The sequence below is a fragment of the Streptomyces sp. Je 1-4 4N24 genome (assembly GCF_026239515.1).
Taxonomy (GTDB): domain Bacteria; phylum Actinomycetota; class Actinomycetes; order Streptomycetales; family Streptomycetaceae; genus Streptomyces; species Streptomyces nigrescens.
Map to the genome: position 1 here is coordinate 4,988,602 of NZ_CP110836.1, position 25,879 is coordinate 5,014,480.

Annotated in this window: 19 protein-coding genes, 4 tRNA genes and 1 riboswitch; of the genes, 10 read left to right on the forward strand and 13 right to left on the reverse strand. The window is 70.1% G+C overall.

All coding sequences use genetic code 11. The features are described from left to right. Nucleotides 1–76 precede the first annotated feature (76 nt). Nucleotides 77–4,201 carry an ATP-dependent RNA helicase HrpA gene (gene hrpA, locus SLV14N_RS21765; protein WP_263270706.1) on the reverse strand — a complete coding sequence of 1,375 codons (4,125 nt, stop codon included), beginning with the start codon at nucleotides 4,199–4,201 and terminating at the stop codon, nucleotides 77–79. 197 nt (nucleotides 4,202–4,398) lie between these two features. On the opposite strand from hrpA, the gene SLV14N_RS21770 reads away from it, so the two are divergent. Continuing rightward, on the forward strand, nucleotides 4,399–4,629 hold the full coding sequence (locus SLV14N_RS21770) for a hypothetical protein (protein WP_259670451.1): 231 nt from the start codon (nucleotides 4,399–4,401) through the stop codon (nucleotides 4,627–4,629). 50 nt (nucleotides 4,630–4,679) lie between these two features. On the opposite strand, the gene SLV14N_RS21775 is transcribed toward SLV14N_RS21770, so the two are convergent. The 4 genes from SLV14N_RS21775 to SLV14N_RS21790 all read right to left on the reverse strand — a co-directional run bounded on the left by SLV14N_RS21775 (nucleotide 4,680) and on the right by SLV14N_RS21790 (nucleotide 6,721). After that, nucleotides 4,680–4,753 (reverse strand) — tRNA-Phe (locus SLV14N_RS21775). Between the two features lie 4 nt (nucleotides 4,754–4,757). Continuing rightward, nucleotides 4,758–4,832, reverse strand: a tRNA-Asp gene (locus tag SLV14N_RS21780). A gap of 48 nt (nucleotides 4,833–4,880) precedes the next feature. Continuing rightward, nucleotides 4,881–4,953, reverse strand: a tRNA-Glu gene (locus SLV14N_RS21785). Between the two features lie 82 nt (nucleotides 4,954–5,035). Beyond that, nucleotides 5,036–6,721, reverse strand: coding sequence for a metallophosphoesterase (locus SLV14N_RS21790; protein ID WP_263270708.1), 1,686 nt, complete (start codon nucleotides 6,719–6,721; stop codon nucleotides 5,036–5,038). A 120-nt stretch (nucleotides 6,722–6,841) separates the two neighbouring features. On the opposite strand from SLV14N_RS21790, the gene SLV14N_RS21795 reads away from it, so the two are divergent. From SLV14N_RS21795 to SLV14N_RS21815, 5 genes are all read left to right on the forward strand, one after another. Then, nucleotides 6,842–7,192: a metallopeptidase family protein gene (locus SLV14N_RS21795; RefSeq protein WP_208688019.1), complete on the forward strand. Its 351-nt coding sequence runs from the start codon at nucleotides 6,842–6,844 to the stop codon at nucleotides 7,190–7,192. Between the two features lie 307 nt (nucleotides 7,193–7,499). Then, the gene (locus SLV14N_RS21800; RefSeq protein WP_259670452.1) at nucleotides 7,500–8,033 is read left to right on the forward strand and encodes a hypothetical protein; all 534 of its coding nucleotides are present in this window, start codon (nucleotides 7,500–7,502) and stop codon (nucleotides 8,031–8,033) included. A gap of 247 nt (nucleotides 8,034–8,280) precedes the next feature. After that, nucleotides 8,281–10,440, forward strand: coding sequence for a DEAD/DEAH box helicase (locus SLV14N_RS21805; RefSeq protein ID WP_263270709.1), 2,160 nt, complete (start codon nucleotides 8,281–8,283; stop codon nucleotides 10,438–10,440). A 178-nt stretch (nucleotides 10,441–10,618) separates the two neighbouring features. Beyond that, a tRNA-Lys gene (locus tag SLV14N_RS21810) sits at nucleotides 10,619–10,694 on the forward strand. 442 nt (nucleotides 10,695–11,136) lie between these two features. Beyond that, nucleotides 11,137–12,219: a PP2C family protein-serine/threonine phosphatase gene (locus SLV14N_RS21815; RefSeq protein WP_263273237.1), complete on the forward strand. Its 1,083-nt coding sequence runs from the start codon at nucleotides 11,137–11,139 to the stop codon at nucleotides 12,217–12,219. Nucleotides 12,220–12,465: 246 nt separating this feature from the next. Here the strand turns inward: SLV14N_RS21815 and SLV14N_RS21820 are convergent, their stop codons facing one another. After that, a complete protein-coding gene (locus SLV14N_RS21820) occupies nucleotides 12,466–13,599 on the reverse strand; it encodes a DUF2332 domain-containing protein (RefSeq protein ID WP_263270710.1) in 1,134 nt (377 codons plus the stop codon). Between the two features lie 285 nt (nucleotides 13,600–13,884). After that, nucleotides 13,885–14,039: riboswitch (cyclic di-AMP (ydaO/yuaA leader) on the forward strand. An 11-nt stretch (nucleotides 14,040–14,050) separates the two neighbouring features. On the opposite strand from SLV14N_RS21820, the gene SLV14N_RS21825 reads away from it, so the two are divergent. Both SLV14N_RS21825 and SLV14N_RS21830 read left to right on the forward strand, forming a co-directional pair. Then, on the forward strand, nucleotides 14,051–15,163 hold the full coding sequence (locus SLV14N_RS21825) for a M23 family metallopeptidase (protein ID WP_263270711.1): 1,113 nt from the start codon (nucleotides 14,051–14,053) through the stop codon (nucleotides 15,161–15,163). 255 nt (nucleotides 15,164–15,418) lie between these two features. Further along, nucleotides 15,419–16,360, forward strand: coding sequence for an aldo/keto reductase (locus SLV14N_RS21830; protein ID WP_263270712.1), 942 nt, complete (start codon nucleotides 15,419–15,421; stop codon nucleotides 16,358–16,360). A 61-nt stretch (nucleotides 16,361–16,421) separates the two neighbouring features. Here SLV14N_RS21830 and SLV14N_RS21835 read toward each other — a convergent pair whose 3' ends face one another. The 3 genes from SLV14N_RS21835 to SLV14N_RS21845 all read right to left on the reverse strand — a co-directional run bounded on the left by SLV14N_RS21835 (nucleotide 16,422) and on the right by SLV14N_RS21845 (nucleotide 17,856). Further along, on the reverse strand, nucleotides 16,422–16,724 hold the full coding sequence (locus SLV14N_RS21835; RefSeq protein ID WP_208682920.1) for a hypothetical protein: 303 nt from the start codon (nucleotides 16,722–16,724) through the stop codon (nucleotides 16,422–16,424). Nucleotides 16,725–16,801: 77 nt separating this feature from the next. Continuing rightward, the gene (locus SLV14N_RS21840) at nucleotides 16,802–17,011 is read right to left on the reverse strand and encodes a DUF397 domain-containing protein (RefSeq protein WP_263270714.1); all 210 of its coding nucleotides are present in this window, start codon (nucleotides 17,009–17,011) and stop codon (nucleotides 16,802–16,804) included. Then, nucleotides 17,011–17,856 (reverse strand): helix-turn-helix transcriptional regulator, encoded by an 846-nt coding sequence (locus SLV14N_RS21845; protein WP_263270715.1) that lies wholly within the window; start codon nucleotides 17,854–17,856, stop codon nucleotides 17,011–17,013. The genes SLV14N_RS21840 and SLV14N_RS21845 overlap by 1 nt, the downstream gene beginning before the upstream one ends. 201 nt (nucleotides 17,857–18,057) lie before the next feature. Here SLV14N_RS21845 and SLV14N_RS21850 point away from each other — a divergent pair, with 201 nt between their 5' ends. Beyond that, nucleotides 18,058–18,711 carry an ATP-binding protein gene (locus SLV14N_RS21850; protein WP_263270717.1) on the forward strand — a complete coding sequence of 218 codons (654 nt, stop codon included), beginning with the start codon at nucleotides 18,058–18,060 and terminating at the stop codon, nucleotides 18,709–18,711. 87 nt (nucleotides 18,712–18,798) lie between these two features. Here the strand turns inward: SLV14N_RS21850 and SLV14N_RS21855 are convergent, their stop codons facing one another. The 3 genes from SLV14N_RS21855 to trmB all read right to left on the reverse strand — a co-directional run bounded on the left by SLV14N_RS21855 (nucleotide 18,799) and on the right by trmB (nucleotide 22,421). Then, on the reverse strand, nucleotides 18,799–20,127 hold the full coding sequence (locus tag SLV14N_RS21855; protein WP_263270719.1) for a YDG/SRA domain-containing protein: 1,329 nt from the start codon (nucleotides 20,125–20,127) through the stop codon (nucleotides 18,799–18,801). A 160-nt stretch (nucleotides 20,128–20,287) separates the two neighbouring features. Then, nucleotides 20,288–21,589: a PrsW family intramembrane metalloprotease gene (locus SLV14N_RS21860; protein ID WP_263270720.1), complete on the reverse strand. Its 1,302-nt coding sequence runs from the start codon at nucleotides 21,587–21,589 to the stop codon at nucleotides 20,288–20,290. 28 nt (nucleotides 21,590–21,617) lie between these two features. After that, complete coding sequence (trmB, locus tag SLV14N_RS21865) at nucleotides 21,618–22,421, reverse strand: tRNA (guanosine(46)-N7)-methyltransferase TrmB (protein ID WP_259670454.1); 804 nt, start codon at nucleotides 22,419–22,421, stop codon at nucleotides 21,618–21,620. Nucleotides 22,422–23,137: 716 nt separating this feature from the next. Between trmB and SLV14N_RS21870 the strand changes: the two genes are divergently transcribed. After that, entirely contained in the window at nucleotides 23,138–24,397 is a 1,260-nt protein-coding gene (locus tag SLV14N_RS21870; protein ID WP_263270722.1) for a PQQ-like beta-propeller repeat protein, read from the forward strand. Nucleotides 24,398–24,484: 87 nt separating this feature from the next. Here SLV14N_RS21870 and lhgO read toward each other — a convergent pair whose 3' ends face one another. Beyond that, nucleotides 24,485–25,705, reverse strand: coding sequence for an L-2-hydroxyglutarate oxidase (lhgO, locus tag SLV14N_RS21875; protein ID WP_263270724.1), 1,221 nt, complete (start codon nucleotides 25,703–25,705; stop codon nucleotides 24,485–24,487). Between the last annotated feature and the right edge of the window lie 174 nt (nucleotides 25,706–25,879).

A 25,879-nucleotide genomic window follows, 5' to 3' on the forward strand; every position in this document is an offset into this window, starting at 1 on the left:
TTGCGGCGGGCTGCGAAGCAAGACTGTACAGCAGGTCAGGGGGTGCGGTCGAACTCGATACCGGCGGCCCTGGTTCCTACGGCGCGGCGGCGTCCACCGCCTTCACGATGCGCTTGTCGGAGACCGGGTACGCGGTCCCCAGAGCGTGGGCGAAGTAGCTCACCCGGAGCTCCTCGATCATCCAGCGGATCTCCAGGGCCGCGGCCGGCACCGGGCGGCCCTGTGGGAACTGCTCCAGCAGCCAGGCGTATTCGTCCTGCATCTCCTTCACCTTCGCCATACGGGTGCGGTCCCGCTCGGCGTTGGTGGGCAGCTGCTGCAGACGGCGGTCGGCGGCGACCAGATAGCGCATCAGGTCCGGCAGCCGCTTGGCGCCGTGCGCCGTCACGAAGCCCGGCTTGATCAGCGCCGCCAGCTGCTCCTTGATGTCCGTAAGGGACGGCAGCAGCGAGGGGAACGTCGTCTCCTTCAGCCGGCGCTCGCACGCCTGCCAGGCGGCCAGCACCTCCTGGACCTGCTGGATGGTCTTCAGGGTGACGTCCACCAGGTCCGCGCGGACCGCGTCGAACAGCTTCCGGAAGGACTCCTCGTCCCAGGCCGGACCGCCCCGGGCCGCGATCAGACGGTCCGCGGCGGCGGTGACGCAGTCCTCGAAGAGCGCCGCGATGGAGCCGTGCGGATTGCGGGACAGCGCGAGCTTGTGCTGATTGCTCAGCTTGTCCTGGGCGAACTTGGCCGGATTGGACGGGATGTTCAGCAGGATGAGCCGGCGGGTGCCCGCCCACATCGCCGTGAGCTGCTCGGCCTCGGTGTCGAAGAGGCGTACGGCGACGCTGCTGCCCTCGTCGACCAGCGCCGGGTAGGCCTTCAGCGGCTGGCCCGCACGCCGGGTCTCGAAGGTGCGCGGCAGCGTGCCGATCGTCCAGGACGTCAGTCCCGTGCGCTGCTCCGGACCGGCCGGCGCCGGCCCGTCGCCCCCGCCGCCCCTGCGGTCCCTGGCGGGCCGCTCGGCGGCCTGCTCGAAGGCCTTGGAGATGGCCGCCCGGGTCTTCGGCTTGAGCTTCAGCCGCAGCGCCTCCAGGTCCTTGGCCTCGGCGAGCTTGCGGCGCCGCTCGTCGACCACCCGGAAGGTGATCTTGAGGTGGTCCGGGACCTTGGCCGTGTCGAAGTCCGCGGCCTCCACGGGTACGCCCACCATCCGCTGCAGCCCCGCGGCCAGAGACGTCGTCAGAGCGCCCTGCAGCGGGACCGTGGAGTCCAGGAAGCGGGCCGCGAAGTTCGGTGCCGGGACGTAGTTGCGCCGGATCGGCTTGGGCAGGGACCGGATCAGCTCCGTCACCAGCTGCTCGCGCAGACCCGGGATCTGCCAGTCGAAGCCCTCGGAGGAGACCTGGTTGAGGACCTGGAGGGGGATGTGGACGGTCACACCGTCCGCGTCCGCGCCCGGCTCGAACTGGTAGGTGACCTTGAACTTCAGCTTGCCCTGCCGCCAGGAATCCGGGTAGTCGTCCTTCGTGACGGCCTCGGCGGACTCGTTGATGAGCATCGAGTGCTCGAAGTTCAGCAGCTCCGGCTCTTCGCGGTGCTTCTTCTTCCACCAGGCGTCGAAGTGCGCGCCGGAGACCACGTCCGCGGGGATGCGCTGGTCGTAGAAGTCGAAGAGCGTCTCGTCGTCCACGAGGATGTCGCGGCGCCGGGCGCGGTGCTCCAACTCCTCGACCTCGCCGAGAAGTTTGCGGTTGTCATGGAAGAACTGGTGGTGGGTGCGCCAGTCGCCCTCGACCAGGGCGTTACGGATGAACAGATCGCGTGAGGTCTCCGGATCGATCCGGCCGTAGGTGATCTTGCGCTGGGCGACGATCGGGACGCCGTAGAGCGTCACCCGCTCGTACGCCATCACCGCGGCCATCTTCTGTTCCCAGTGCGGCTCGCTGTATGTCCGCTTGACCAGGTGCTGGGCGAGCGGCTCGATCCATTCCGGCTCGATCTTCGCGTTCACCCGCGCCCACAGGCGGGACGTCTCGACCAGCTCGGCGGACATCACCCAGCGCGGGGGCTTCTTGAAGAGCGCGGAGCCGGGGAAGACCGCGAACTTGGCGCTGCGGGCGCCCAGATACTCGTTCTTGGCGTCGGTGTCCTTGATGCCGATATGCGAAAGCAAACCGGAAAGCAGGGAGGTGTGGATGGGGTCCGGCGCCGCATCCTGCTCGCTGAGGTGGATGCCCATCGTCTTGGCGACCGAACGCAGCTGGGAGTAGATGTCCTGCCACTCACGTATCCGGAGATAGTTCAGGAACTCGCTGCGGCACATTCGGCGGAAGGCCGAGGAGGACAGCTCCTTCTGCTGCTCGCGGACATAGCGCCAGAGGTTGAGGAAGGCGAGGAAGTCGGAGGTCTCGTCCTTGAAGCGGGCGTGCTGCTGGTCGGCCTGCTGCTGTTTGTCCGCGGGCCGCTCGCGCGGGTCCTGGATGGACAGGGCCGCCGCGATGACCATGACCTCGCGGACACAGCCGTTGCGGTCCGCCTCCAGCACCATCCGCGCCAGCCGCGGGTCGACCGGCAGCTGCGAGAGCTTGCGGCCGAGCGGGGTCAGCCGCTTCTTGGGGTCCTTCTGCTTGATGTCGAGCGCGCCGAGCTCGCTCAGCAGATCGACGCCGTCCTTGATGTTGCGGCGGTCCGGCGGGTCGATGAACGGGAACTTCTCGATCTCGCCGAGGCCGGCCGCGGTCATCTGCAGGATGACGGAGGCGAGATTCGTCCGGAGGATCTCCGCGTCCGTGAACTCGGGGCGGGAGAGGAAGTCGTCCTCGGAGTAGAGGCGGATGCAGATGCCGTCGCTGGTACGGCCGCAGCGGCCCTTGCGCTGGTTGGCGCTGGCCTGCGAGACCGGCTCGATGGGCAGCCGCTGGACCTTGGTGCGGTAGCTGTAGCGGGAGATACGGGCCATGCCCGGGTCGATGACGTACTTGATGCCCGGGACGGTCAGCGAGGTCTCGGCGACGTTCGTGGCCAGCACGATCCGTCTGCCCGTGTGCCGCTGGAAGACACGGTGCTGCTCGGCGTGCGACAGCCGCGCGTACAGGGGGAGGACCTCGGTGAACGGGAGGGCCTTCTTGTTGAGCGCGTCCGCGGTGTCGCGGATCTCCCGTTCGCCGGAGAGGAAGACCAGGATGTCGCCGGGCCCGGCGGACTGGAGCTCGTCCACGGCGTCGCAGATCGCGGTGATCTGGTCGCGGTCGCCCTCCAGGTTGTTCGCGGCCTGGCCGCCCTCCTCCAGCAGCGGGCGGTAGCGCACCTCCACCGGATAGGTCCGGCCGGAGACCTCGACGACCGGAGCCGTCGGCTTCGTCCCGTCGTCGTTCCCGGAGGCGTCCGGGGCGGGCGGGGAGCCGGCGCGGTCCGGCGCCGCCCCTACGGACGCGACGCTGCCGAAGTGCCGGGCGAACCGCTCCGGGTCGATGGTCGCCGAGGTGATGACGACCTTGAGGTCCGGGCGCCGGGGCAGCAGCTGGGCCAGATAGCCGAGGATGAAGTCGATGTTGAGGCTGCGCTCGTGTGCCTCGTCGATGATGATCGTGTCGTACTGGCGCAGCTCCCGGTCCGTCTGGATCTCGGCGAGCAGGATGCCGTCCGTCATCAGCTTGACGAGGGTGTCCCCGCCGACCTGGTCCGTGAAGCGGACCTTCCAGCCGACCGCCTCGCCCAGCGGGGTCTTCAGCTCCTCGGCCACCCGCTCGGCGACCGTACGGGCCGCGATCCGGCGCGGCTGGGTGTGCCCGATCAGGCCCCGGACACCCCGGCCCAGCTCCAGACAGATCTTGGGGATCTGCGTCGTCTTGCCGGACCCGGTCTCACCGGCGACGATCACGACCTGGTGGTCGCGGATCGCGGCGAGGATCTCGTCCTTCTTCTGGCTGACCGGCAGCTCTTCCGGATACGTGATCTCGGGTACCGCGGCGCGACGCTGCTCGACCCGCAGCTCCGCCTCGTCGATACCGCCGGCGATCTCCGAGAGCACCGCCGCCCGGGCTTCGGGCTTACGGATACGGCGTGCGCCGTCGAGCCGGCGGCCCAGCCGCTGCTGATCGCGCAGCATCAGCTCGGGCAGACGTTCCAGCAGGTCGGAGAGGCCGGGAGCGGGGGTGCCGGGCAGCGCGGGAGCAGAGCCGTCGGGCAGGGCGGAGGCAGGCTGACTGGACATACGTCCCCCAGGATCTCACCTCCCCTGAACGACTGGCGAACCATTTGCCCGCGCGGACGGTGCCCGGTGCCCCGCCCGCACCTCGCGCCCGCGGCCTTCGGAGCCGGCGGCACCGCCATCCGGGTGGCCGCGGGGAGAGGGCACCGGGGGCGGAAAGATGGATCACGACGCCTGTGCGCATACGCGAGGATGACCGCATGGACAAGGGAATACGACGCATAGCGGGCGTCGTCATGATGGTCGCCGGTATCGCGCTCGCCAGCTGGCTGGTCTTCGGTCCGTGGCACTACTGGGAAGGCGATATGCGGCTGGTGCGGATGGCCATGGGCCTGGCGGCGACGGGGGTGATCACCGGCGGTGCCCGGCTGATCTTCTGGCAGCCGGAGGGCCGGCCCTCCGAGGCCGCCCGGGAAGCCGGCGTCGGATAGCGACGAAAAAGGCCCCGATTCGAGGAATCGGGGCCTTCTCCCAATGGGTGTGGCTGGGGCCGGGGTCGAACCGGCGACCTATCGCTTTTCAGGCGATCGCTCGTACCAACTGAGCTACCCAGCCGCAGCGGTCCTGACGGGATTTGAACCCGCGGCCTCCACCTTGACAGGGTGGCGAGCACTCCAAACTGCTCCACAGGACCTTGCATTGTGCGAAAGCGGCGTGAGCCAGTCTCGCACACGGTGATGCGTGCCCCCAACGGGATTCGAACCCGTGCTACCGCCTTGAAAGGGCGGCGTCCTGGGCCACTAGACGATGAGGGCTGGTGGCCACCTTGGCGTCGTTACCGGCGCCGTCGGGGACGTGAGAAGCATATGGGATGGGAGGACCGTTCGCCAAAACGGTTCAGCGGGGGTGCTCGGAAGGACTCCTGGCCGGGCGTGAAGCAGAGCCGGGCGAGGGGCCGGACGGGGGACCGGACGACGGGTCGGCCGAGGGCGGTGAAGTGGACGGTGAGGGCGTGGCGCCGGGTTGGTTCTCCCGGGGGAGGTGGCGGCTGACCTCGGCCCGGGAAAGGCCCAGTCCGCCGAGGGTGATCTCGTCCCAGGCCTGCAGCCGTTTCGTCGTCCGGTCCAGGTAGAGCACCGACGCCAGGACCGGCTCGGGCTTCTTGTTCTGCACCGCGCGCAGTCCGCCGCCGCCCGTCGAGCCCTCGACCATCAGCCGGGTGCCCTGGGGGAGCAGGGTGTTCTCGCGGTGGTGGACATGGCCGGCCAGGGCCAGCGGGGCCAGGCCGTCCGCCTCGGTCACGGCGGCGGGGTTGTGGGCCAGCGCGATGTCGACGGGGGTGCCGGCCAGCCGCTGGGTGCGCAGCGCGTCGGCGAGGCGGCCGCCCGCGGTGCGCTCGGCGGGGTCACCGGCAGCCACCACGCGGCGGTCCGGGGTGAACTGCGGGTCGCCGACGCCCGCGATGCGTACGCCGGCGACCTGGGTGACCTTGCCGTGGTCGAGGACGGTGACGTGGCGTCGGCCGGTCAGGTACTTCTGCGTGCCGCGGGAGTCGTGGTTGCCGCGCACCCACACGTAGGGGGCGCCGAGGGTGGAGACCGGGTCCAGGAAGTGGTTCTCGGCGGCCGAGCCGTGGTCCATGGTGTCGCCGGTGTCGACGATCACGTTGATCCGGTACTGCTTCACCAGGGAGGCGATGATCCGCCAGGCGCCGGGGTTGAGGTGGATGTCGGAGACATGCAGGACGCGGATGGTGGTGGGGTCCGGCTGGTAGGCCGGCAGCGTCGAGGTGGCGTCGTAGAGCTTGGTGACGTTGGTCACCAGACGCGCCAACTCCTTCTGGTAGACGTGGAATTCGCTGACGATGTTCCGGGCGTTGCCGACCACGGAGGGGGCCGAGGTGAGCAGTCCGGAGAACTTCGGCTCCAGTACGGACTGGGGGTCCCAGGTGGTGTATGCGGTGCCCGCGGAGGCGGCGAGCAGGGTGAGCGCCAGACCGCCGGCGGCCAGTGCGCGGCGCGGGCGGCGGTAGACGGCCAGGCCCAGCGCGGTGGCGCCGGACGCCACGGCGACACAGGAGTGCAGCGCCAGCCCCAGGGCGCCGCGGGTGACGTCGTGGGTGACCTCGGCCTGCAGACCGGCGAACCGCTCGGGGTGGTCGACCAGCGCCTGGGAGCGGACCGGGTCCAGCCGGTCGACGTCGACATCGAGCCGTACGGGCGCGTGGTGGCTGCTCAGTTCCAGGTCGCCGAGCGGTGCGACGTCGATCCGGGTGCCGCCGGCCAGCGAGGGTCGCAGCGCCATGCTGGTGTCCATCGGGCCGACGGGGACACGGAGGCTGCCGATCAGGAGCAGGCCCAGCCAGGCGCCGACGACGGTGACGGCTATCAGGCCGAGGGAGCGGGTCAGTGGGTGCGGTGACTCGGCTAAGCCGGCGGTGGGGGCCGTACGGCGGGAGCGGTAGGCGCGGCGGACGGCTGCCGGGAGGGCGCGTACGCCGTGGAGGCCGGTATGGAGCAGCCGGTGCAGAGGGCTTTGCGGGGTGTCGGGGTGTGGTGTCCGGGAGCGCGCTGCGCGGGCCATTGGTCCCGTATGCCCGTCCGTGGCGCCGTTAAGCGAGGAGTGGCGGCTTCCGGTTGGGCTGCGGTGCGCCGGGCGGGCCGCGACGATCGGTGGGGAGGCAGCGTGGCGGAGAATGGTGGTGTGCTGGAAATGACGCGCGAGGAGTTCGAGGAACTGGTCGCCGAGGCGCTGGACCGGATCCCGCCGGAACTGACCCGGCTGATGGACAACGTGGCGGTCTTCGTCGAGGACGAACCGCCCACCGACGACCCCGAGCTGCTCGGGCTCTACGAGGGGACGCCGCTGACCGACCGGGGCGAGTGGTACGCGGGCGTGCTCCCGGACCGGATCACCATCTACCGGGGGCCGACGCTGCGGATGTGCGAGACCCGTGAGGACGTGGTCGCGGAGACCGAGGTGACGGTCGTTCATGAGATCGCGCACCACTTCGGGATCGACGACGAGCGGCTGCACGCGCTGGGCTACGGCTAGGGACGGTCGAAGGGCCGGCTCCTAGGGGGCGGCTCCCAGGGGCCGTCGGGAGTGCGGGCGGCCCCCGGAACGCGCGCCCGGCGCGATCGGCCGGGCGTGGTGCGTGTCCTCAGGTGGGGAGCGGGAGTTGGGCAGGGCGTCCGTGCCGCCGTCCCTGCGTTCCGGATCCGGAGGTCCCGCCGTGCGCCCGAGCCCACATCGCCAGTCGTCCCTGACGCCGACACCGTCCCCGTCGTCGTCCCCTGCTCCCGTCCCTTCGTCGCGCCCTCCGTCGGGCCGGGTGCGCTCCCGGGCCACCGCCGCGGCCGTGGCCGTCTCCGCGCTGGCCGCGACGCTGGCCGGCTGTATGAGCGTGAGCGATCCGGAGGAGCCGAAACCGTCCGGCAGCACCGCGCGGCACGACGGGAAGGACGCGTGGTCCGGCCCCAACGGGGTGACCGTGGACGGCCGGGGCGACGGCCCGCGGCGCATGGGGCGCAACGGTGAGGGCCGCCCGGCCGGTGGCAAGGGCAAGAAGGGCAAGCCGTCGAAGAGCGCGGCGCCGGAGCCGTCCGAGCCCGGTACGCCGTCCCGCCCGGTGCGGCCGTCGGGCCCCGAGCCGGGTGCCGGCGGCCACGGCGGCTCCGGCGGTCATGGCGGACGCCCCGGACACGCGGAGCCCTCGCCGTCCCACCCCGACCGCCCGGCCACCCCGCCGGCCTCACCCGCGCCCAGTACGCCCCCCGCGCAGCCGACCCCGCCGGCCAGCAGCCCCCCGCCACCGCCGAGCTCCCATGCCTCCGGCCCGTCCCCCGTCTCGCCGATGGCGTCGGAGTCGGACCTCTACGACGAGGAGGCATAAGGGGGTTCCGGGCGGGGCGGGTAGGTTTGTCCGGGGGAACGGAAGGCCTGGTCAGAAGGTCATTTGCCATCCGGGGTGCGGAGTGCGTATGGTGGTAGATCGTTTGATCCCATTTGCCCGGCGCCAGAAAAGAAGCGCGCCGCGTGGCGCGTTCTCTCCCTTGCCGTGGCTGACCGCATAGAGGCGGTCGTGTGAAACACACGGAGTTTGGGCGCGTGCCGAGACTCCGGAAGGTTTCGCATTTCGCATGTCCATTTCCACTGAGCAGTCCGTCATGCCCGCACTCGACGAGCAGACGGCTCCCGAGGTGACGGCCGCCGACGAGGCGCCCGAGACCGACGCGGCGGAAGCCGCCACCGACACCGTCACCTTCGCCGACCTCGGACTGCCCGAGGGCGTCGTCCGCAAGCTCGCGCAGAACGGCGTCACCACCCCCTTCCCCATCCAGGCCGCGACCATTCCGGACGCCCTAGCCGGCAAGGACATCCTCGGCCGTGGCCGCACCGGCTCCGGCAAGACCCTCTCCTTCGGTCTGCCGACCCTGGCCACGCTGGCCGGCGGCCACACCGAGAAGAAGAAGCCGCGCGCGGTCATCCTCACCCCGACCCGTGAGCTCGCGATGCAGGTCGCGGATGCGCTCCAGCCCTACGGCGACGTCCTCGGCCTGAAGATGAAGGTCGTCTGCGGCGGTACGTCCATGGGCAACCAGATCTACGCGCTGGAGCGCGGTGTCGACGTCCTCGTCGCCACCCCGGGCCGGCTGCGCGACATCATCAACCGCGGCGCCTGCTCCCTGGAGAACATCCAGGTCGCCGTCCTCGACGAGGCCGACCAGATGTCCGACCTGGGCTTCCTGCCCGAGGTCACCGAGCTGCTCGACCAGGTGCCGTCCGGCGGCCAGCGGATGCTCTTCTCCGCCACGATGGAGAACGAGATCGGCACGCTGGTCAAGCGCTACCTGACCAACCCGGTCAGCCACGAGGTCGACAGCGCCCAGGGCAACGTCACCACCATGACCCACCACGTCCTGGTCGTGAAGCCGAAGGACAAGGCGCCGGTCACCGCCGCGATCGCCGCCCGCAAGGGCCGCACCATCATCTTCGTCCGCACCCAGCTGGGCGCCGACCGCATCGCCGAGCAGCTCGTCGAGTCCGGCGTGAAGGCCGACGCGCTGCACGGCGGTATGACCCAGGGCGCGCGGACACGGGTGCTCGCGGACTTCAAGGACGGCTACGTCAACGCGCTGGTCGCCACCGACGTCGCCGCCCGCGGTATCCACGTCGACGGTATCGACCTGGTCCTCAACGTCGACCCGGCCGGTGACCACAAGGACTACCTGCACCGCTCGGGCCGTACCGCCCGCGCCGGCCAGTCCGGCACCGTCGTCTCGCTGTCGCTGCCGCACCAGCGCCGGCAGATCTTCCGGCTGATGGAGGACGCGGGCGTGGACGCCTCGCGCCACATCGTCGGCGGCTCCGGCGCCTTCGACGAGGACGTCGCCCGGATCACCGGTGCGCGCTCGCTCACCGAGGTCCAGGCCGAGTCGGCCAACAACACCGCCAAGCAGGTCGAGCGCGAGGTGAGCGAGCTCACCCGTGAGCTGGAGCGCCTGCAGCGCCGCGCCGGCGAGCTGCGCGAGGAGGCCGACCGGCTGACCGCCCGTGCCGCCCGCGAGCGCGGTGAGGACCCGGCCGAGGCGCTCGCCGCCGCTGCCGAGACCGCCGCCGCCGAGGTGGCCGAGGCCGCCGTTCCGGCCCAGGCCGCTGCGTCGGACGAGCGCCGCGACGACCGGGGCAACTTCGAGCGCCGGGACCGTCGTGACGACCGCTCCGGTGGTCGTTCCTTCGACCGTGACCGTCGCGATGACCGTTCCGGTGGTGGCTTCAACCGCGACCGTCGTGATGACCGTTCCGGTGGTCGTTCCTTCGACCGTCGCGATGACCGTTCCGGTGGCGGTTTCAACCGTGACCGCCGGGACGACCGGGGCGGTTTCGGCCGGGACCGTCGCGATGACCGCTCCGGTGGCCGTTCCTTCGACCGTGACCGTCGCGATGACCGTTCCGGTGGTGGCTTCAACCGCGACCGTCGTGACGACCGTTCCGGTGGCCGTTCCTTCGAGCGCCGTGACGACCGTTCCGGTGGCGGTTTCAACCGTGACCGCGGCGACCGTCCGAGCCGCCCGTTCAACCGTGACGACCGTACCGGCGGCCGTCCGGCCTCCGGTGGCTACCGCTCCGGCGGCGGCGACCGTCCGTTCAACCGTGACGACCGTTCCGGCCGTCCGTCCTCCGGTGGCCACCGCTCCGGCGGCGACCGCCCGTACGGCCGTCGTGACGACCACCGTGGCGCCCCGACCGGCTCCTTCGGCCGCCGCGAGGACAAGCCGCGCTGGAAGCGCAACGGCTGATCACCGACGCTGATCCGCAGGGCCCGTACGCACGCAAGTGCCGTACGGGCCCTGCGTGTTGTACGGCACACCCGATGCCCCGCAGGGCCCGTCGGCCGGCCCCGCGGCACCCCGCCGCATGGCTTGATCCGTAATGCCTTCGGGCTGCGGCACCTCCTCGGGCTATGCTGCTCGGTGCGGGCCATTAGCTCAATTGGCAGAGCAGTGGACTTTTAATCCATTGGTTCAGGGTTCGAGCCCCTGATGGCCCACCAGAAGCGGACGGGGAGACCGTCCGGCCGGTGTGTGCAGTGGCCTGAGGGCCCGGACCGTGTGCGGTCCGGGCCCTCGGTCATGAGCGGTGTCCGGGGCGGGGCTCAAGTGCTGTGGGGCGGAACGGGCTTGGGGGCGCGAATCGGGCGGCACGAGGCGGGTGGCACGAGGTGGTTGGAGAGGCCGCCGCTGCGCCCGGTCCTCTTCGCCCGCCCTCGCCTCTTCCTCACGTGGCGCGGCCGGTCCGGTGACCCGTCCGGCCCCCGACGAGTCGCCGTCCCGCCCCGTACCGGCAAGCCTGGGGACGTCCAGGCGACCGGCACGGCGGTGCCCGTACGGACGGGCGGGAGTGGGAAGAGGCCGGTGCGGATGCTCCGAGGTGAGGCGCCCCCCGAGGGCGAGGACGACGGGGAGCGCGGGGCCCGCGAGGAGGGCCGCTCCCGGATGTCGTGGTCCGGCCGTCTGCTGGTGCGCCGACTTCCCGCCATCCTCATCGTCGGCGGGGTCGTCTTCGACATGGGGACGCCGGCCAGTTACACGGCCGCCCCCTTCTTCTCCGCCGCCCCGCTGGTCGCCGCGCCGCTCTTCTCCCTGCGGGGCACCGCCCTCACGGCCCTGGCCGCTTTGCTCGGCGAGATCTGGGTCGTCACCTACCGCAGCGCCGGGCAGAACTACAGCGAGTCGGTGACGGAGATCGCCACGGTCCTTGTCGTCGCCCTGCTGGCCCTCGGCATCAACCGGGTCGTCCGGACGGTCGATGCCCGTCTGGCCTCCGTACGGGACGTCTCGGAGGCCGCCCAGCGCGCCGTACTGCCCATGCCGCCCGAACGGCTCGCCGGGCTCGCCCTCGCCGCCCGCTATGTGGGCGCGCGGGCGGATGCCCGGATCGGCGGCGACCTCTATGCGGTGCAGGACACCCCGCACGGCCTACGGCTGATCGTCGGCGACGTACGGGGCAAGGGGCTGGAGGCGGTGGAGACCGCGGTGATCGTCATCGGCGCCTTTCGCGAGGCGGCGGAACAGGAGAGCACCTTGGGTGCGGTGGCGGGGCGGCTGGAGCGGGCGCTGCAACGGGAGGGCGGGCGGCGCAACGGGGTGGAGCGGACCGAGGGGTTCACCACTGCCGTGCTGGCCGAGATCCCCGCCGACGGGCAGTCCGTGCTGCGGGTGCTCAACCGGGGCCACCCGCCCCCGCTGCTGCTCACCCCGGACGGCGGTCTGCGCGAGCTGGCTCCCGCGGCGCCGGCGCTGCCCCTCGGGCTGGGCGAGATGGCGAGCCGGCCGGACCGGCCGGACGAGACGTTCTTCCCGGCCGGGGCCCTGCTGCTCTTCTTCACCGACGGGGTGACCGAGGCCCGGGACCTGCTCGGCCGCTTCTACAACCCGTCGAGCAAACTGCGCGGCTGCCGCTTCCCCGGCCCGGACGTCCTCCTGGACACCGTCGTCGAGGACGTCGCACGCCATACGGGCGGCGCGCCGGCCGACGATATGGCGCTGCTGGCGGTGCAGCGGCCGATGGGGGCGTAGGCGTCGGCGTTCGTAGGGGCCTGGGGGCGACCTACGGGGCGGGGCCGCGGAGGGGCGTGGGCGCTGCGTACGGGAGCCGGGGCGCGCGTAGGGGAATCGGGGCGCGCGTACGGGAATCGGGGCGCGTCCGGGGCCGGGCTGGGTGTACGGGTCGGGCCGTGTGTATGGGAGGCCGTGTTGCGCGTACGGGGTATCGGGCCGTGTGTATGGGAGGTCAGGTCGCGCGTACGGATATCGGGGCCGCGCTCAGCTCCCCGGGATGTCCGTCGCCCCGGGGAGGCCGTGCAGGCTCTGGCCGTGCGGGCCGGTGAGTGCGACCGGGTGCCCGTCGAGCGCGAGGGTCAGCAGCAGCGGGTCGTCCGGGCGGGGCGAGTGGTGTGCCGGGCCGGTGATCCAGGGCAACACGGAGTGGTGCTCGTTGGAGATCCAGTGGCCGCCGCCGGGCCGTCCGTCGAGCAGAGACCGTACGAGCCGGGCGAACTCCTCGCGGCGGGCGGGCGGGAGGTAGGTCAGCACCGAGCTGTGGAAGATGACCAGCGTCGCCTCGGGCGGCGCCTCGGCGGCGAGCGCGGGCAGCTCGTCGAGCAGATCGCCGCGCACCATCCGCGGCCGCGGCGCCGGCCGCACCGCTTCGACGGCCGCGGACAGCCGCGCCGTACGCTCCCCGTCGCCCGGCCATACGAGCGCCTGCAGCCAGCGCAGATCATCCGGTTCGGCAACCGGGTCGAGCGGGTCGAGGTCGATGCCGGCCCGCCACACGATCTCCGGCATCCGGTCGGGCAGCTCGTCGGCGGCCCCTCCCGTACGGCAGGTGAGCTCCAGCGGGCTCTCCGGCGCCCCCAGCTCGGTGCGGAGGGCGCCCGCCCGGCGGCCGTCCCCGTCCTCGCCGTCGGCCTCGTACCGGTAGCGATAGCGGTCGGGGTGCAGACACAGTCCCGCGGACGTACCGGCCTCCAGCAGCGCCAGCGGCTGCGGCAGACGGGCGAGCAGCGGCAGCAGGGTGGCGCAGCGGGCCGGTTCGTTGGTCTGGGTGGCGCGCTGCATGATCACCGTGCGTACCTCGTCCCAGTGCCGGATCGTCCACTCGCGCCAGCGCCCGTACGCGGCCTCACCGCGCGGGCCCGTTTCGGCGTGCGGGCCGTCGAGATAACGGACGGCGGCGAGCAGGAGATTCGGCTGCTGTTTGTTGCCGGCGGGCAGCGATCCCGACAGCAGGTCGCAGAGCTCCGCGTCCTGGCTGATCCGCGCGCTCAGCTCCTCGTGCGCGTCCGACCGGCCCCGCGCCTCCCGCCAGGAGAACTCCCGGTACCGCTCCGCCACTCCCCACGCGATACCGGCAGCACGTCCGGCGTTCCCGGTGTTCCCGACGTTGACGACCATGATCCGACGTTACTGCTCTCACCCTCCGTAATTGAGGGGCACCCCTCCGCATAACGACTGGTGCACAATCCGCGCGAGATCGTTTAGCGCCGGGCGGTCAACTCGCCCGTTTTGTGGCCGTGGTGGCCGAAAAAGTCCATGCCACAGCTTGTGCTGAGCCGATAAGGATTCGTGGGAACGCTTGGAATTCGGTCGCCATCTCTATTACTGTCCGATAACGCAGCGCGGTCGTCCCAGCCGTCGCAAGAGGCGGCACCGCGCGCCGACGCCGAATCCCGCACGCGCTTTTCACGCACCCCCAAGCACTTCGAACTGCACCAAGGGAACCGGGGAACCACTTCCTTGGGGTGAATCGGACGCCCTCCGCCAGCGGGCGCCCGTAGGAGACCTTCCTGCTCCGAACCCGTCAGCTAACCCGGTAGGCGAGAAGGAAGGAAAGGAGTGCGCCTCCGTGGCGTCCAACAGGCCTGCCCCCGAGTCTCCGTCCGCCTACGAGCTCGATGACCGAGGTGCCTTCCCCGGCCCCGGTGCCGATGACGGCGACGGACCGTGGGAGGAGTGGAATCCCACCGAGGAATCCACCCGTTCCGTCCGCGGCAAACACCGGGTGGCCAAGCAGCGCGGCGGCGGACTCGCCCGCAGCGGCACCGTCCTGGGTGTCGGTGTCATCGCGGCGGTCGGCGCGGGCGGAATGGCCTCGGCCGAGGACCGTCCGCCGGTGCCGATCTCGATGCCCGACATCGGCGGGATGGCCGACGACCTCTCCGAAAACCTGCCGGACGCCAAGTCGCTTCCCGGCATCGGCGAGCTGATATCCGACGAGGACTCCGCATCCGCTGTCGCCGACGACGCGGCTCCTGCCGCCTCCGGGCCGCTCACCCGGGCCACGCAGGCGAGCGCGGACACGGGCGGCGGCACGGGCGCCGGTGAGGCGCTGCGCAGCCGCATCCTCCAGCAGGCTGACGCGCAGCAGGGCGCCGCCGAGCAGGAGGCACGCGACACCGCCGAACAGGCCGCCGTCCAGCAGGTCGCAACGGAAGCCGCCGCCCACCAGAAGTCGGCCGAAAAGGCCGCAGCAGCCAAGAAGGCGGCCGAGATGGAGGCCAAGCGCAAGGCCGAGGAAGCGGCCCGTCAGAAGGCGGAGGCCGAACGCCTCGCCAAACTGGCGAAGAGCTTCATCGCCCCCGTGTCCTCCTACACGCTCACCGCCAGTTTCGGCCAGGCCGGCGACCGCTGGGCCGCGGACCACACCGGACAGGACTTCGCCGCGCCGACCGGCACTCCCGTCAAGGCGCTGCACTCCGGCACCATCACCCAGGCCGGCTGGGCCGGTTCGTACGGCTACCGCATCGTCCTCACCCTCGACGACGGCACCGAAGTCTGGTTCTGCCACCTCTCCTCGATGGTGAAGACCTCCGGCAAGGTCAACACTGGCGATGTCATCGGCCGCGTCGGCGCCACCGGCAATGTCACCGGCCCCCACCTCCACCTGGAGGTACGCCCCGACGCCGGCGACCCGGTCGACCCCATGCCGTGGCTCCGCGACCACGGCATCAATGTGTGAGCGACTGCCTCAGCGTGTGACTGGCTGCCTCAGCGTGTGACTGGCTGCATCAGCGTGTGATTGGCGGCATCAACGGTTGACCGACGGCTTCGGTGCATGAATGACGGCCTCTGCGCTCGACCGGCGGCCTTGCGCGCATGACCGGTGCCCTCGGCACGCGCGCAAAGAGCTCAACCTGTGGGCATCCGCCGGGAGTTGCTGCGGGAGGGGGAAGAGGAAGGAATAACTCCTCTTCCCCCGACGCTGCCACCGGATATGACCGCGACACACAAGCCCCTCGGCTCGCTCTCCGTCTCCCCGCTGTCCCTGGGCGGCAACGTCTTCGGCTGGACGGCCGACGAAGCCGAGTCCTTCGCCGTGCTCGACGCCTATGTGGCGGGCGGCGGCAATTTCATCGACACCGCCGACGTCTACTCGGCCTGGGTCCCCGGTAACAAGGGCGGCGAATCCGAGACCGTCATCGGCAACTGGCTGGCCTCCCGCCGCAATCGCTCCGAAGTCGTCATCGCCACCAAGGTCGGCGCCCACCCGGACCTCAAGGGCCTCGCCCCCGCCACCATCAAGTCCGCGGTCGACGCATCCCTCACCCGTCTGCGCACCGACTACATCGACCTCTACTACACCCACTACGACGACGAGTCGGTCGAGGTCCCGGAGTTCCTCAGCGCCCTCGACGACCTCGTCCGGGCCGGCAAGGTCCGCGAGATCGCCGCCTCCAACATCTCGGCGCAGCGCCTGGAGGAGTCCCTGGCCTGCTCCACCCGCGAGGGCCTGGCCCGCTATGTCGCCCTCCAGCCCCACTACAACCTGGTCTCCCGCGACACCTACGAGGGCGAACTCGCCGACGTGGCCGCCCGTCACGGCCTGGCCGCGATGCCGTACTACGCCCTCGCCTCCGGCTTCCTCACCGGCAAGTACCGCCCGGGCACCCAGGTCGACAGCGCCCGCTCCGGGGGAGCCCTCAAGTACGTGGACACCGACCGCGGCCGCCGCGTCCTCCAGGCCCTCGACACCATCGCCGGCACCCACCAGGCCGAACCCGCCACCATCGCCCTCGCCTGGCTCGCCGCCCAGCCCACCGTCGCGGCCCCCATCGCCAGCGCCCGTACGACGGCCCAGCTCCCGGCGCTGCTGGCGGTATCCGAACTGACCCTGACGGACGCGGAACTCACGCTGCTGACTGAGGCTTCGGCCTGAAACACGCCAGACGGGCGGAAGGGGCGGGGCCAAGGCCCCGCCCCTTCTCTCTGCTCCCGCTCTACTTCCGGCGGTCCACCGCCACCCAGGACGCGAGCGCAACCCCACCCGCCACCGCACACACCGAAGGCCAGGCCCCGATCTTCTTCGCCAACGGATGCGACCCGGCAAACGCGGCCACGTACGCCCCACCCAGCGCCGCCGCCGTGGCATTCCCCGCCTTCTGCTGCCACCCCTTGGCCGCCACGGCCCCGGCCGCAGCGAGCACCACCCCACCGAGCGGCCGCTTCTTGGTCCAGCGGGCTACGGCGTAGCCGCCCAGCAGGCCGGTTGCTGCAATCACGCTTGTCGGTACGCCGGTCATCACAGAAACCTCCACATCAGGGGATAACTCTGACGACCCTACGCGCGGCTTTCGCGGATCCCGCACGATGTGCTGCCTTAGGCGCGGACGCTCCAGTCCGGGCGCTGCACGCAGGTGACGAAGTCCTGCCATGCCGCGCAGGTGAAGTTGAGTATCTGGCCCCCGGGAACTTTCGTGTCTCGGACCAGGATGGTGGACCTATCGGGTGCCGCTGCCGCTATGCAGTTGCCGCCGGAACCGTTGCTGTAGCTGCTCTTATGCCAGACGAGAGGTGCTGTGTGAGTCATCAGGTGAGTCCTTGCATCGCGTCGGTGATGAGGGCACTGGACTGTTGCGGACTCAAGGACAGTGCCCGCAAGTTGTCGAATGCCTTTGCATACTGAGCGATGTCGCTGGGTTGCTCCAGATAGACAGCATCTGTCAGGCCATCGCGATACACGATGTCCGGGTCCTCTTGCTCAGGGAACCCCAGCATCGTGTACGCCCCCGTTGCAGGGTAGCTACCTGCGTTGAACGGCAGCACCTGGACCGTGACGTTCTTCAACTGCGCTGCCTTCAGCAAGAGTTCGAACTGCGCTTGCATCACATCGCTGTTCCCGATGGCATGCCGCAGCACACTCTCGTGCAGGATCGCCCACAAGTCTGGTGCATGGGGACCGGTGAGGAGTGACTGTCGCTCCATGCGTACGGCAATCATCTGCTCGACGTCCTCTGGTCTTGGCTGGGCCGTAGCTCGGTGGAGCTCCCTGGCGTAGTCCGCGGTTTGCAACAGCCCAGGCACGAACTCAGCCTCGTACGTGCGCAGGCTACAGGCCGCCTGTTCAAGGCCGACGTACACGGAGAACCACGTGGGCACGGCACTGCCGTACGCGTGCCACCAACCTCGCATCTTGGAGTGTTTGGCAAGGCCCTTGAGGAGTTCCCGTAGCTCGTCGCTGGTGTTGTAGAAGCGACACAACGCATCAACGTCTGACGGCTGGACGCGCCCTTGGCCGGTCTCCATGCGGTTCACCTTGGAGCCGCTCCAGTCCAGTGACTCGCCCACCTGGTTGCAGGTGAGTCCGTGGTCCTCACGAAGCTTCTTCAGCTCGATCGCCAGGCGACGGCGACGAGCGGTGGGCGAACCGGCCATGGCAACTCTCCTTGGTTTGGCGGGTGTTCATTCTGGCTGGAGGGTCAGGTACGGGCCAATCACTCGATGGAGCGAATCCCGCCGTGCACATTGCACGAAGGGATGCGTGCTGCCACTATCGCACTCGGGGAACTGAGAGTCATCACGCGGTGGCCAAGCGTGATGCCGCCGGGTCGCGGGCAAGCAAGGGAGTTGGGTCAGATGAATGCCAACCACTGCATGTCGAGTGCGGAGTGGGTTTATCCCTTCATGGCGAGGCCAGCAGGGGTGGCTGAGTTACGTCGCCTGACGAGCAGCTACCTCGACCTCTGGGGCCTTTCGGCGATCGGCGACGCAGCACGGCTCTGCGTGAGCGAGCTCGCCACGAACGTGATCAACCATGTGGGCGAAGGTGCCGCCGCCGTGCTGTCGGTTGTGGTGAGTGACGCGCATCTGCGCATTTCGGTTCGGGATGAGGAGAGCCAGCGGCTCCCCAGGCCCCTTGGTGTCACGTCCACGTCGGAAACGGGGCGCGGGCTTGGCTTGGTTGCTGCGGTGGCGGACCGCTGGGGAGTGACCGCTGCCGCGCACGGCAAAACCACCTGGTGTGAGATCGGCGCATCCTGCACCGCTCAGGCCGGTGGCGCCGCCGGCCCGCGGTCGTCGAGGGGAGTGCTACCGCTCTCGTTCTCCAGTCGGGCGATGCCTGGTTCGGCGACTGAAGGAAGGTCGCTGCATCTAGTTGCTCAGGAGGAGGCAGCTGTTGGCCTCATCGCTGAAGTCCTTCGAGGGCTTCAGACGCAGGGGTGGGATCCCGATACGGTTCTCGACTATGCGCAAATGCGCTTCGAAGGGGAGCGTGGCGTCGTGGGCTAGGGGCTAATGAATGGGCAGCATCCCCTCTCTCGCGCAAAAGCACGCCAGAGAGGGGGTGCTGCGGAAGGCCCTAATCTGCCACGCCGTTTATTGGTCGTGGTGATTTCGGTGATACGCGAGGTATTGCGTCTTTATGGTGTGGCCAGAGATCTCGCGGAGTCGATAGGTGTGAGGTGTCGAACCTCGCTGCGTCACGGTCCGATCATCGTTGATGATGAGCATTCCGAAGTCGAAGGCCGTATGGTGATTTGGGCACAGGCATAGCACATTGTCGATCTCATCGGGCCCGTTATGTGGCTGCCCGAGTGGTTTAATATGCGCGGCTTCGGCGTATGCGCCCGTAGGAGTTTCGATGCGTAGTCCGCATACTTGACATGTGAAGTCGTGTATTTTCTTTACATAGTCGGCCACTTTTGTGCTGCGGATGATGCGCTGAGTGGAAGTTTCTTTACGTCCTGGTGCGGCATTACCGGAAGGGGTTGAGCGGGCAATGTTGATGGCGGCCTGTTTGTCGAAGCGTTCGATTGAGCGGAGGCGATAGCGCCATACGAGGAAATTGGACTCGCCGCGTTGTGACCAGTACTCCTCAACTCGGTACAGGCCGTCGTAGCGGAGTCCAGTCGCGGGTGAGTGCTGTCGATCGCCGCCCGATCCACGGATCACTCGTACAGGCCTCCCGGTGGCGAAGCTAGTGACCAAGGCTGCATTCCCCAGGGTCAGCTCTTGATCCTTGTAATGCTTCTTCGTTGTTTCTTCACGGCCGCCTTGCCCGGTGTAGATCATTTCGTCGCCATAGTCCTCATCGTCTCTGTAGCCTCCCGAAACGACGATAGATTCGGCGCCGGTGGCCGCTGTTCCGCAAATTCCGGCCATTGTTTGACGGTGAACTTTGGCCCGAGCCAGTGTTCGCCGCCTCTTGAACCCATCTCCGATGCGCACATGTGGAGGGTGCCCGAAGCCGTCAAATGTTGCGTCAGCGAGTCCTGCTTCCAGAAGTAGCAGTTCGTGCCGGTGGTCCGGGAAGTACTTATCGTGGAGTAGCTTTACTGCATTCCTGCACAGGTCCTTATCTGTGACGAGGTGTTCGTAGAGGGCGGACTCTAGTCCACCTTGCGGCGATTTCCCCTCGTCCGCTGCGTCTAGAAAGTCCCAGAAAGGAAGCTGGCCCAACTCTTGGAAAGCTTTTTCGGGTGCCGGGGTTGAATCTGCTTCTCCGTATTCCGTAAACATGGCCCGCAGGTCGGTCTTTGCCTTTTCCCATGAGGTGAGGCGATCTGCGCGTTCGACCGCACGACTGATCGCCCACAGGAGTGCGATGGGCTGGTCCCTCGATGGTTCACCTGATGGCCGATGTAGAGGCAGGGAGGCAAGCGCCTCCAAGAAGCGAGCGGCACGTTCCTGCTGGGTCTCGGACAAGTTGGCGCTTCCCTCGTTCTCACGTACGGATGGACTAGCCATAGACCAGGGCTAGTTGCCCAGTAAAGGTGCTCCGTACCCCGCTGTCGACGGAGATAGGGCCCGTCGGCGACTAAGGGCGTGTGGCCGGCGGCCGCTGTTGCGCGGCCCAGGGCAGGCGTTAATTGGTGCGGTTACGCGAGTCTTCGGAGCCGTATGGCTGCTCCCTGGCCATCCACGCATCCACCAACGCCGCCCGCCCCCAACCCTGATACTCCCGCAGATGCTCCAGCAGATGCTGCTCCCGGATGGCGAAGTCGGGGGGTGGGCCCATGAGGTGGGCGCGGCGGCGGTGGAAGGAGAGGGCGGTGGCCACGGCGGTGTATTCGGTGACGGCGCGGGCGGCGGCCGGGCCCTGGGTGCGGCGGGTCAGGTCGCGGGCCAGGGCGCGGGTTTTGAGGGAGGAGAGGGCGGTGGGTTCGGTGGGGGCGAGCCAGCCGGCGGTGATGTAGGGGGCGAGGTAGCCGCGCAGGGAGAGCAGTTCCTGGGTGCGGGCCCAGATGGCCAGCCAGGTCAGGGCGATGAGGACGGGGACCATGAAGAGGCCGTAGACGATGAGGAAGCCGAGGTCGCCCAGGGTGGACGCGCCGTTCCAGATGGCGTGCAGGAGGACGGCGGTGAGCAGGCCGAGGAGGGCGAGGGCGATGCGGGCGGCGCGGCGGCGGGGGTAGCGGGTGGCGGCGATGCCGAACGCGAGGCCGGTGAGGATGGTGAAGAGCGGGTGGGCGAAGGGGGAGACGATGATGCGGAGGAAGAAGGTGCCGGCGGTGAGTGAGTCCAGTCCGGAGTGGCCCAGGGACTGGTCCTCGCCGAAGGCGTTGCCCAGGTAGAGGACGTTCTCGGTGAAGGCAAAGCCGGTGGCCGTGATGCCGGCGAGGACGATGCCGTCCGTGATGCCGTCGAACTCCCGCCGCCGGAAGCGGTAGAGAAGGAGCACGGCGGCGGCCTTGACCACCTCCTCGACGACCGGCGCGATCACCGTGGCGCCCCAGGCCTCGGCCTCGGAGGGCGAGGTGGAGGCGATGTTGGCGGCCAGCCAGTCGGTCGCGAAGCCGTTGGCGAGGAGCGCGACCAGGGTGGCGGCGCAGGCGCCCCAGGTGAAGGCGAACGCGAGGTTGCGCCAGGGCTCGGGTTCGACGCGGTCGAGCCAGCAGAACGCCGCCACCAGCAACGGTACCGGGAAGACGGCCAGTCCGAGGCCGACCAGGAAGCCCTCGGTGCCGGTCTCCTGGCGGACCATGCCGATGATGATCACGCCGGAGAGCGCCAGCATCGACACCAGCGCGACCGCGCGGAGGGTCTTGCTGCGCCAGGGCGCCGTCCGGCGGCGGCCAGACGCGGCCGAGGGCTCGTACGTGTGCGGTGTGTACGGGGGAGGGGCGGGCGCGTGGGGCGGGTGCGAGGGCGGCTGGGACGGGTACACCCATCGACCCTAGCGAGGCGCGTTCGCCCTACGTGTCGCGGCGGCGGAAGAGGAGGTCGTGGACGACATGCCCCTTGTCCAGGCCCTGGCCCTCGAACTTGGTGAGGGGGCGGAAGTCCGGACGCGGCGCATAGCCGGGGTGGAGGTTCTCCAGTGTCGGCTCGGCGGAGAGCACCTCGAGCATCTGCTCGGCATACGGCTCCCAGTCGGTCGCACAGTGGACGAGGGCACCGGGCGCGAGCCGGGTGGTCGCCAGGGCGATGAACTCCGGCTGGACGAGGCGGCGCTTGTGGTGGCGCTTCTTCGGCCAGGGGTCGGGGAAGTAGATGCGCAGGCCGGCGAGGGAGGCGGGAGCCAGCATCTCGCGCAGCAGGATGATCGCGTCGCCGTTGGCCACCCGGATGTTGGACAGACCGTTCCGCTCCGCGAGACCGAGCAGATTGCCCTGTCCGGGGGTGTGGACATCGCAGGCGAGGATGCCGGTGTCCGGGTCGGCGGCGGCCATCTGTGCCGTGGCCTCACCCATGCCGAAGCCGATCTCCAGGACGACCGGCCGCCCGTCGAAGAAGGCGTCCAGATCGATACGGGAGAGCCCGTCGATGTCCAGTCCCCATGTCGGCCACCGGCGGCGCAGCGCATCGGCCTGGCTGGGCGAGACCCGGCTGCGGCGGGGCTGGAAGGAACGGATCCGCCGCTCGTGATGCGAACCCGCGGGGTCGGCGGCGGGGCCCGTCCCGTCGGGGAACATGGGCTCGCCGCGCCGGGGGGTGGCGGCCGAGACGGCGGTGGCCCCGAGCTCGGGGGCTTCCTGAGCGACGGTTTCCTGAGCCACGGTTTCCTGACGGGCGGAGGCCGCGGCGGCGGATTCCGGAGCGTCTGATTCCGCAGCGGCGGGGGCGTGAGTGGTGGGGTTCTCGGACACAGTGTGTCGATTCTACGGGGGCGCAGGTCCGGGGGAGGAGGGCCCGGGTTCAGCCGGAGCCTTCGAGGCGCCGGCCCGGGGCGGGCGGGGCGGAACCCTTTGCGGGGAGGGAGGTTGGCGCGGTGTGTAGCGGCATGCATACGATGCGGGGTTGACGTGAGCAAAACAAACCAGGGGGTTGGTTCACCGTGTCGCAGGGCGGCCAGGGATACACCGGGAATCCGCAGGGGCCGCAGCCGCCCGGCCAGGGGGGCGCGGGGATGCCGCCCGCCGGCCCGCCGGCTCCGGGCCACCCCGCCCCCGGCCAGACCGCTCCGCCGCCCGTCCCGTCCCAGGGCCGGCAGCCCGGCCCGTACACGGGAGCGCCCGGGCATCAGCCGCAGGGACAGCCCGGGCCGGGTGCGGCGCAGTTTCCGCCGCCCGTGGGCGGGCCCCAGGGCCCGCCGCCTCAGCAGGGCTACGCCCCTCCGCCGCCGGGAGGCCAGCAGCCGCCTCCGCCGTACCCGCAGCAGGGCCAGGGGCCTGGGCCGTTCCCCGGACAGCCGCCGTTCCCCGGCGGGCCCACGGCGGCACCGTTCCCCGGCGGCCCGGGGCAGCCCCCCGGTCCGGGGCGCAGCGGGGTGCCCGTGCCGCTCATCCTGACGATCGCGATGGTCGTGCTGATCGGGGCCGGTGTCGGGGGGTACTTCCTCCTCGCGGAGGACGACTCCGCCGACCCGGCCGCGGACCGGCCCGCGAACGCCATGTCGCGGCTGTGGGAGGCGCCGTCGCCCGCGTCCGAGCGCGAGGGGCAGGACGAGAACAACCTGCGCTCGATGTGGTTCAACAATGACGACGTCGTCTTCGGTGACGGCGGCGGTGTGCGCGCCTACAACCGCAAGACCGGTAAGAAGCAGTGGACGGTCAAGACGCCCAAGGGCGCGGGCGAGGTCTGCGCCATGTCCAAGGAAGCGAGCGACGACGGCGTCGGCGCCGTGGTCTTCGATGCGGGCGGCGACGACTGCTCCTTCCTCTCCGTCGTGGACACGGACACCGGGCGCACGCTCTGGTCGAAGAACCTCAAGGGCGAGAGCACCGAGGACAGCCCGCAAATGGTGGTGAACTCGAAGGTCGTTGCCGTCGCGATGGGGGACACGTACGCCGGTTTCACCATCACCGGTGGCGCGAAGGTCTGGGAGCTGACCGCTCGCGGCCACGAGTGCACCACCACGGTGGGGCTGAGCCCGCAGTACCGGGCCGTGGGCAGTGACTGCCCCGACGCGAAGCCGAAGAAGCAGCTGGCCCTCCAGGACCTGGAGTACAGCGGCATCCATTCGACGGTTTCGGGCGACGGCCGGGCCGTCGGGCAGATTCTGTCCGACCGACCCCTGACGATCCGCATGAGCGCCGAGGCCAACGTGATCGACGCCGAAGGCACCCTTTCCACCTACACCAAGGAAGGGAAGCCGGACAAGACGTTCAAGCTCGAAGGCGAACTGAAGGACCTGAGCCTCAAGCCCCGCGACACCTTCGTCGACGAGGACGAGCAGGTGCTGGTGTCCGGCTACGGTTCCGGCGGCATGGCGGCCATGGACCTGAAGACCGGGGAGCTGCTGTGGAAGAAGTGGTCCTCGGCGCCCGCCGCGCTGGACACCGAAGGGCTGATCGCGGTGACGAACGCGCCTGACACCGGTGCCGTCGGCCGGGATCCGGTGCTGGTGTCGACCGGTGTGCGGGACGGCAAGGAGAAGGTGCTGGGCACGCTCTACGACCCGAAGCACGCCCTGGGCTCCCCGGACCTCATGTCGCTGGCCTGGGACGGACACACCAACACGCTCTTCATCCAGGGCGCGGGGCTCAGTCACGACAAGACGAGCGTGCAGGCCTTCAAGGCACCGGTCAGCTGACGGCCCCGGCGCACCGGCTCTTCCGGCTCCCGGCCCCTCCGCTCTCCCAGCCTTCCGGGACGAGCGGAAGGCCGGGAGCCGGTCGCGTTATGCGCGCCCCGCTCCCATCACCCCCAGCACCCTCCGCGCCACCTCCCGCCCGATGGGCAGCGAGGCCGTGGCGGCCGGTGACGGGGCGTTGAGGACGTGGACCATGCCGGGGGATTCGGCGAAGAGGAAGTCGTCGACGAGGGTGCCGTCGGGGAGGACGGCCTGGGCGCGGACGCCGGCCGGGGAGGGGACCAGGTCCTCCTCGCGGGCGGCCGGGAGCAGGCGGCGGACCGCGTCGGTGAAGGCGCGCCGGGACAGCGACCGGTGCAGCTCACCGGCGCCGTAGCGCCAGTGGCGGCGGGCTATCCGCCAGGAGCCGGGGTACGCGAGGGTGCCGGCCAGCTCGGCGGGGTGCAGGGTGCGCCAGTCGTAGCCCTCGCGGGCCAGGGCGGGGACGGCGTTCGGGCCGATGTGCACGGCGCCGTCGATGCCGCGGGTCAGATGCACGCCGAGGAAGGGGAAGGCCGGGTCGGGGACCGGGTAGACCAGCCCGTGGACCAGGGAGGCGCGGTCCGGGGCGAGGGTGAAGTACTCACCGCGGAACGGGACGATCCGCATGCCCGGGGCGTCGCCGGCCAGCCGGGCGATCCGGTCGCAGTGCAGTCCGGCGCAGTTGACCAGGGCGCGGGCGCGGTGGACGGTGCCGTCGGCCGTACGGACCGCCACCCGGCCGGGGCGGCGGCCGATGGCCGTCACCTCGGAGCCGTACCGGATCCGGGCACCGGCGTCCTCGGCGAGGCGGGCGAAACGGCGGGCGACCGCGCCGAAATCGCAGACGCCGGTCGTGCCGACATGGATGGCGGCCAGGCCGCGCACCTCGGGTTCGTACTCGGCTATCTGGGCGGGGCCCAGCTCGCGCACCGGCAGGCCGTGCTCGCGGCCGCGCTGGATGAGCCCGTGCAGCCGCGGCAGCTCGCTGCGGTCGGTGGCGACGATCAGCTTGCCGGTGACCTCATGGGGGATGGCGTGTTCGGTGCAGAACTTCACCATCTCCGCGGAGCCCTGGAGGGCGTAGCGGGCCTTGAGCGAACCGGGCGGGTAATAGATGCCGCTGTGGATCACGCCGCTGTTGCGTCCGGTCTGATGGCGGGCCGGACCGGGCTCCTTCTCCAGCACCACGACACGCGTGCCGGGCGCGGCACGCGTGATCGCATACGCCGTAGAGAGTCCGACGATGCCGGCACCGATCACCAGCACCTCGCAGTCGTACGCCGCCACTGCACCTCCCCAACCGCATGACCGCAGGCCGGCCCGTCGCCACGGACCTGCGCATCATCGCCGACGACGTATCCCATCATGACGGCCGGCACTGACAATGCCGATCGGACGGCTCCGGGACACCTGCTCCCGGCCGGGCCGTACGCGGCTCGCGCGGCCGGGAGGGCGCCGGCC

What these genes read in the sequence shown, in the direction of transcription:
- hrpA (WP_263270706.1), bottom strand. Translation starts at nt 4,201, where the DNA reads ATGTCCAGTCAGCCTGCCTCCGCCCTGCCCGACGGCTCTGCTCCCGCG.
- SLV14N_RS21770 (WP_259670451.1), top strand. Translation starts at nt 4,399, where the DNA reads ATGGACAAGGGAATACGACGCATAGCGGGCGTCGTCATGATGGTCGCC.
- SLV14N_RS21790 (WP_263270708.1), bottom strand. Translation starts at nt 6,721, where the DNA reads ATGGCCCGCGCAGCGCGCTCCCGGACACCACACCCCGACACCCCGCAA.
- SLV14N_RS21805 (WP_263270709.1), top strand. Translation starts at nt 8,281, where the DNA reads ATGTCCATTTCCACTGAGCAGTCCGTCATGCCCGCACTCGACGAGCAG.
- SLV14N_RS21815 (WP_263273237.1), top strand. Translation starts at nt 11,137, where the DNA reads ATGTCGTGGTCCGGCCGTCTGCTGGTGCGCCGACTTCCCGCCATCCTC.
- SLV14N_RS21820 (WP_263270710.1), bottom strand. Translation starts at nt 13,599, where the DNA reads ATGGTCGTCAACGTCGGGAACACCGGGAACGCCGGACGTGCTGCCGGT.
- SLV14N_RS21830 (WP_263270712.1), top strand. Translation starts at nt 15,419, where the DNA reads ATGACCGCGACACACAAGCCCCTCGGCTCGCTCTCCGTCTCCCCGCTG.
- SLV14N_RS21835 (WP_208682920.1), bottom strand. Translation starts at nt 16,724, where the DNA reads ATGACCGGCGTACCGACAAGCGTGATTGCAGCAACCGGCCTGCTGGGC.
- SLV14N_RS21840 (WP_263270714.1), bottom strand. Translation starts at nt 17,011, where the DNA reads ATGACTCACACAGCACCTCTCGTCTGGCATAAGAGCAGCTACAGCAAC.
- SLV14N_RS21845 (WP_263270715.1), bottom strand. Translation starts at nt 17,856, where the DNA reads ATGGCCGGTTCGCCCACCGCTCGTCGCCGTCGCCTGGCGATCGAGCTG.
- SLV14N_RS21850 (WP_263270717.1), top strand. Translation starts at nt 18,058, where the DNA reads ATGAATGCCAACCACTGCATGTCGAGTGCGGAGTGGGTTTATCCCTTC.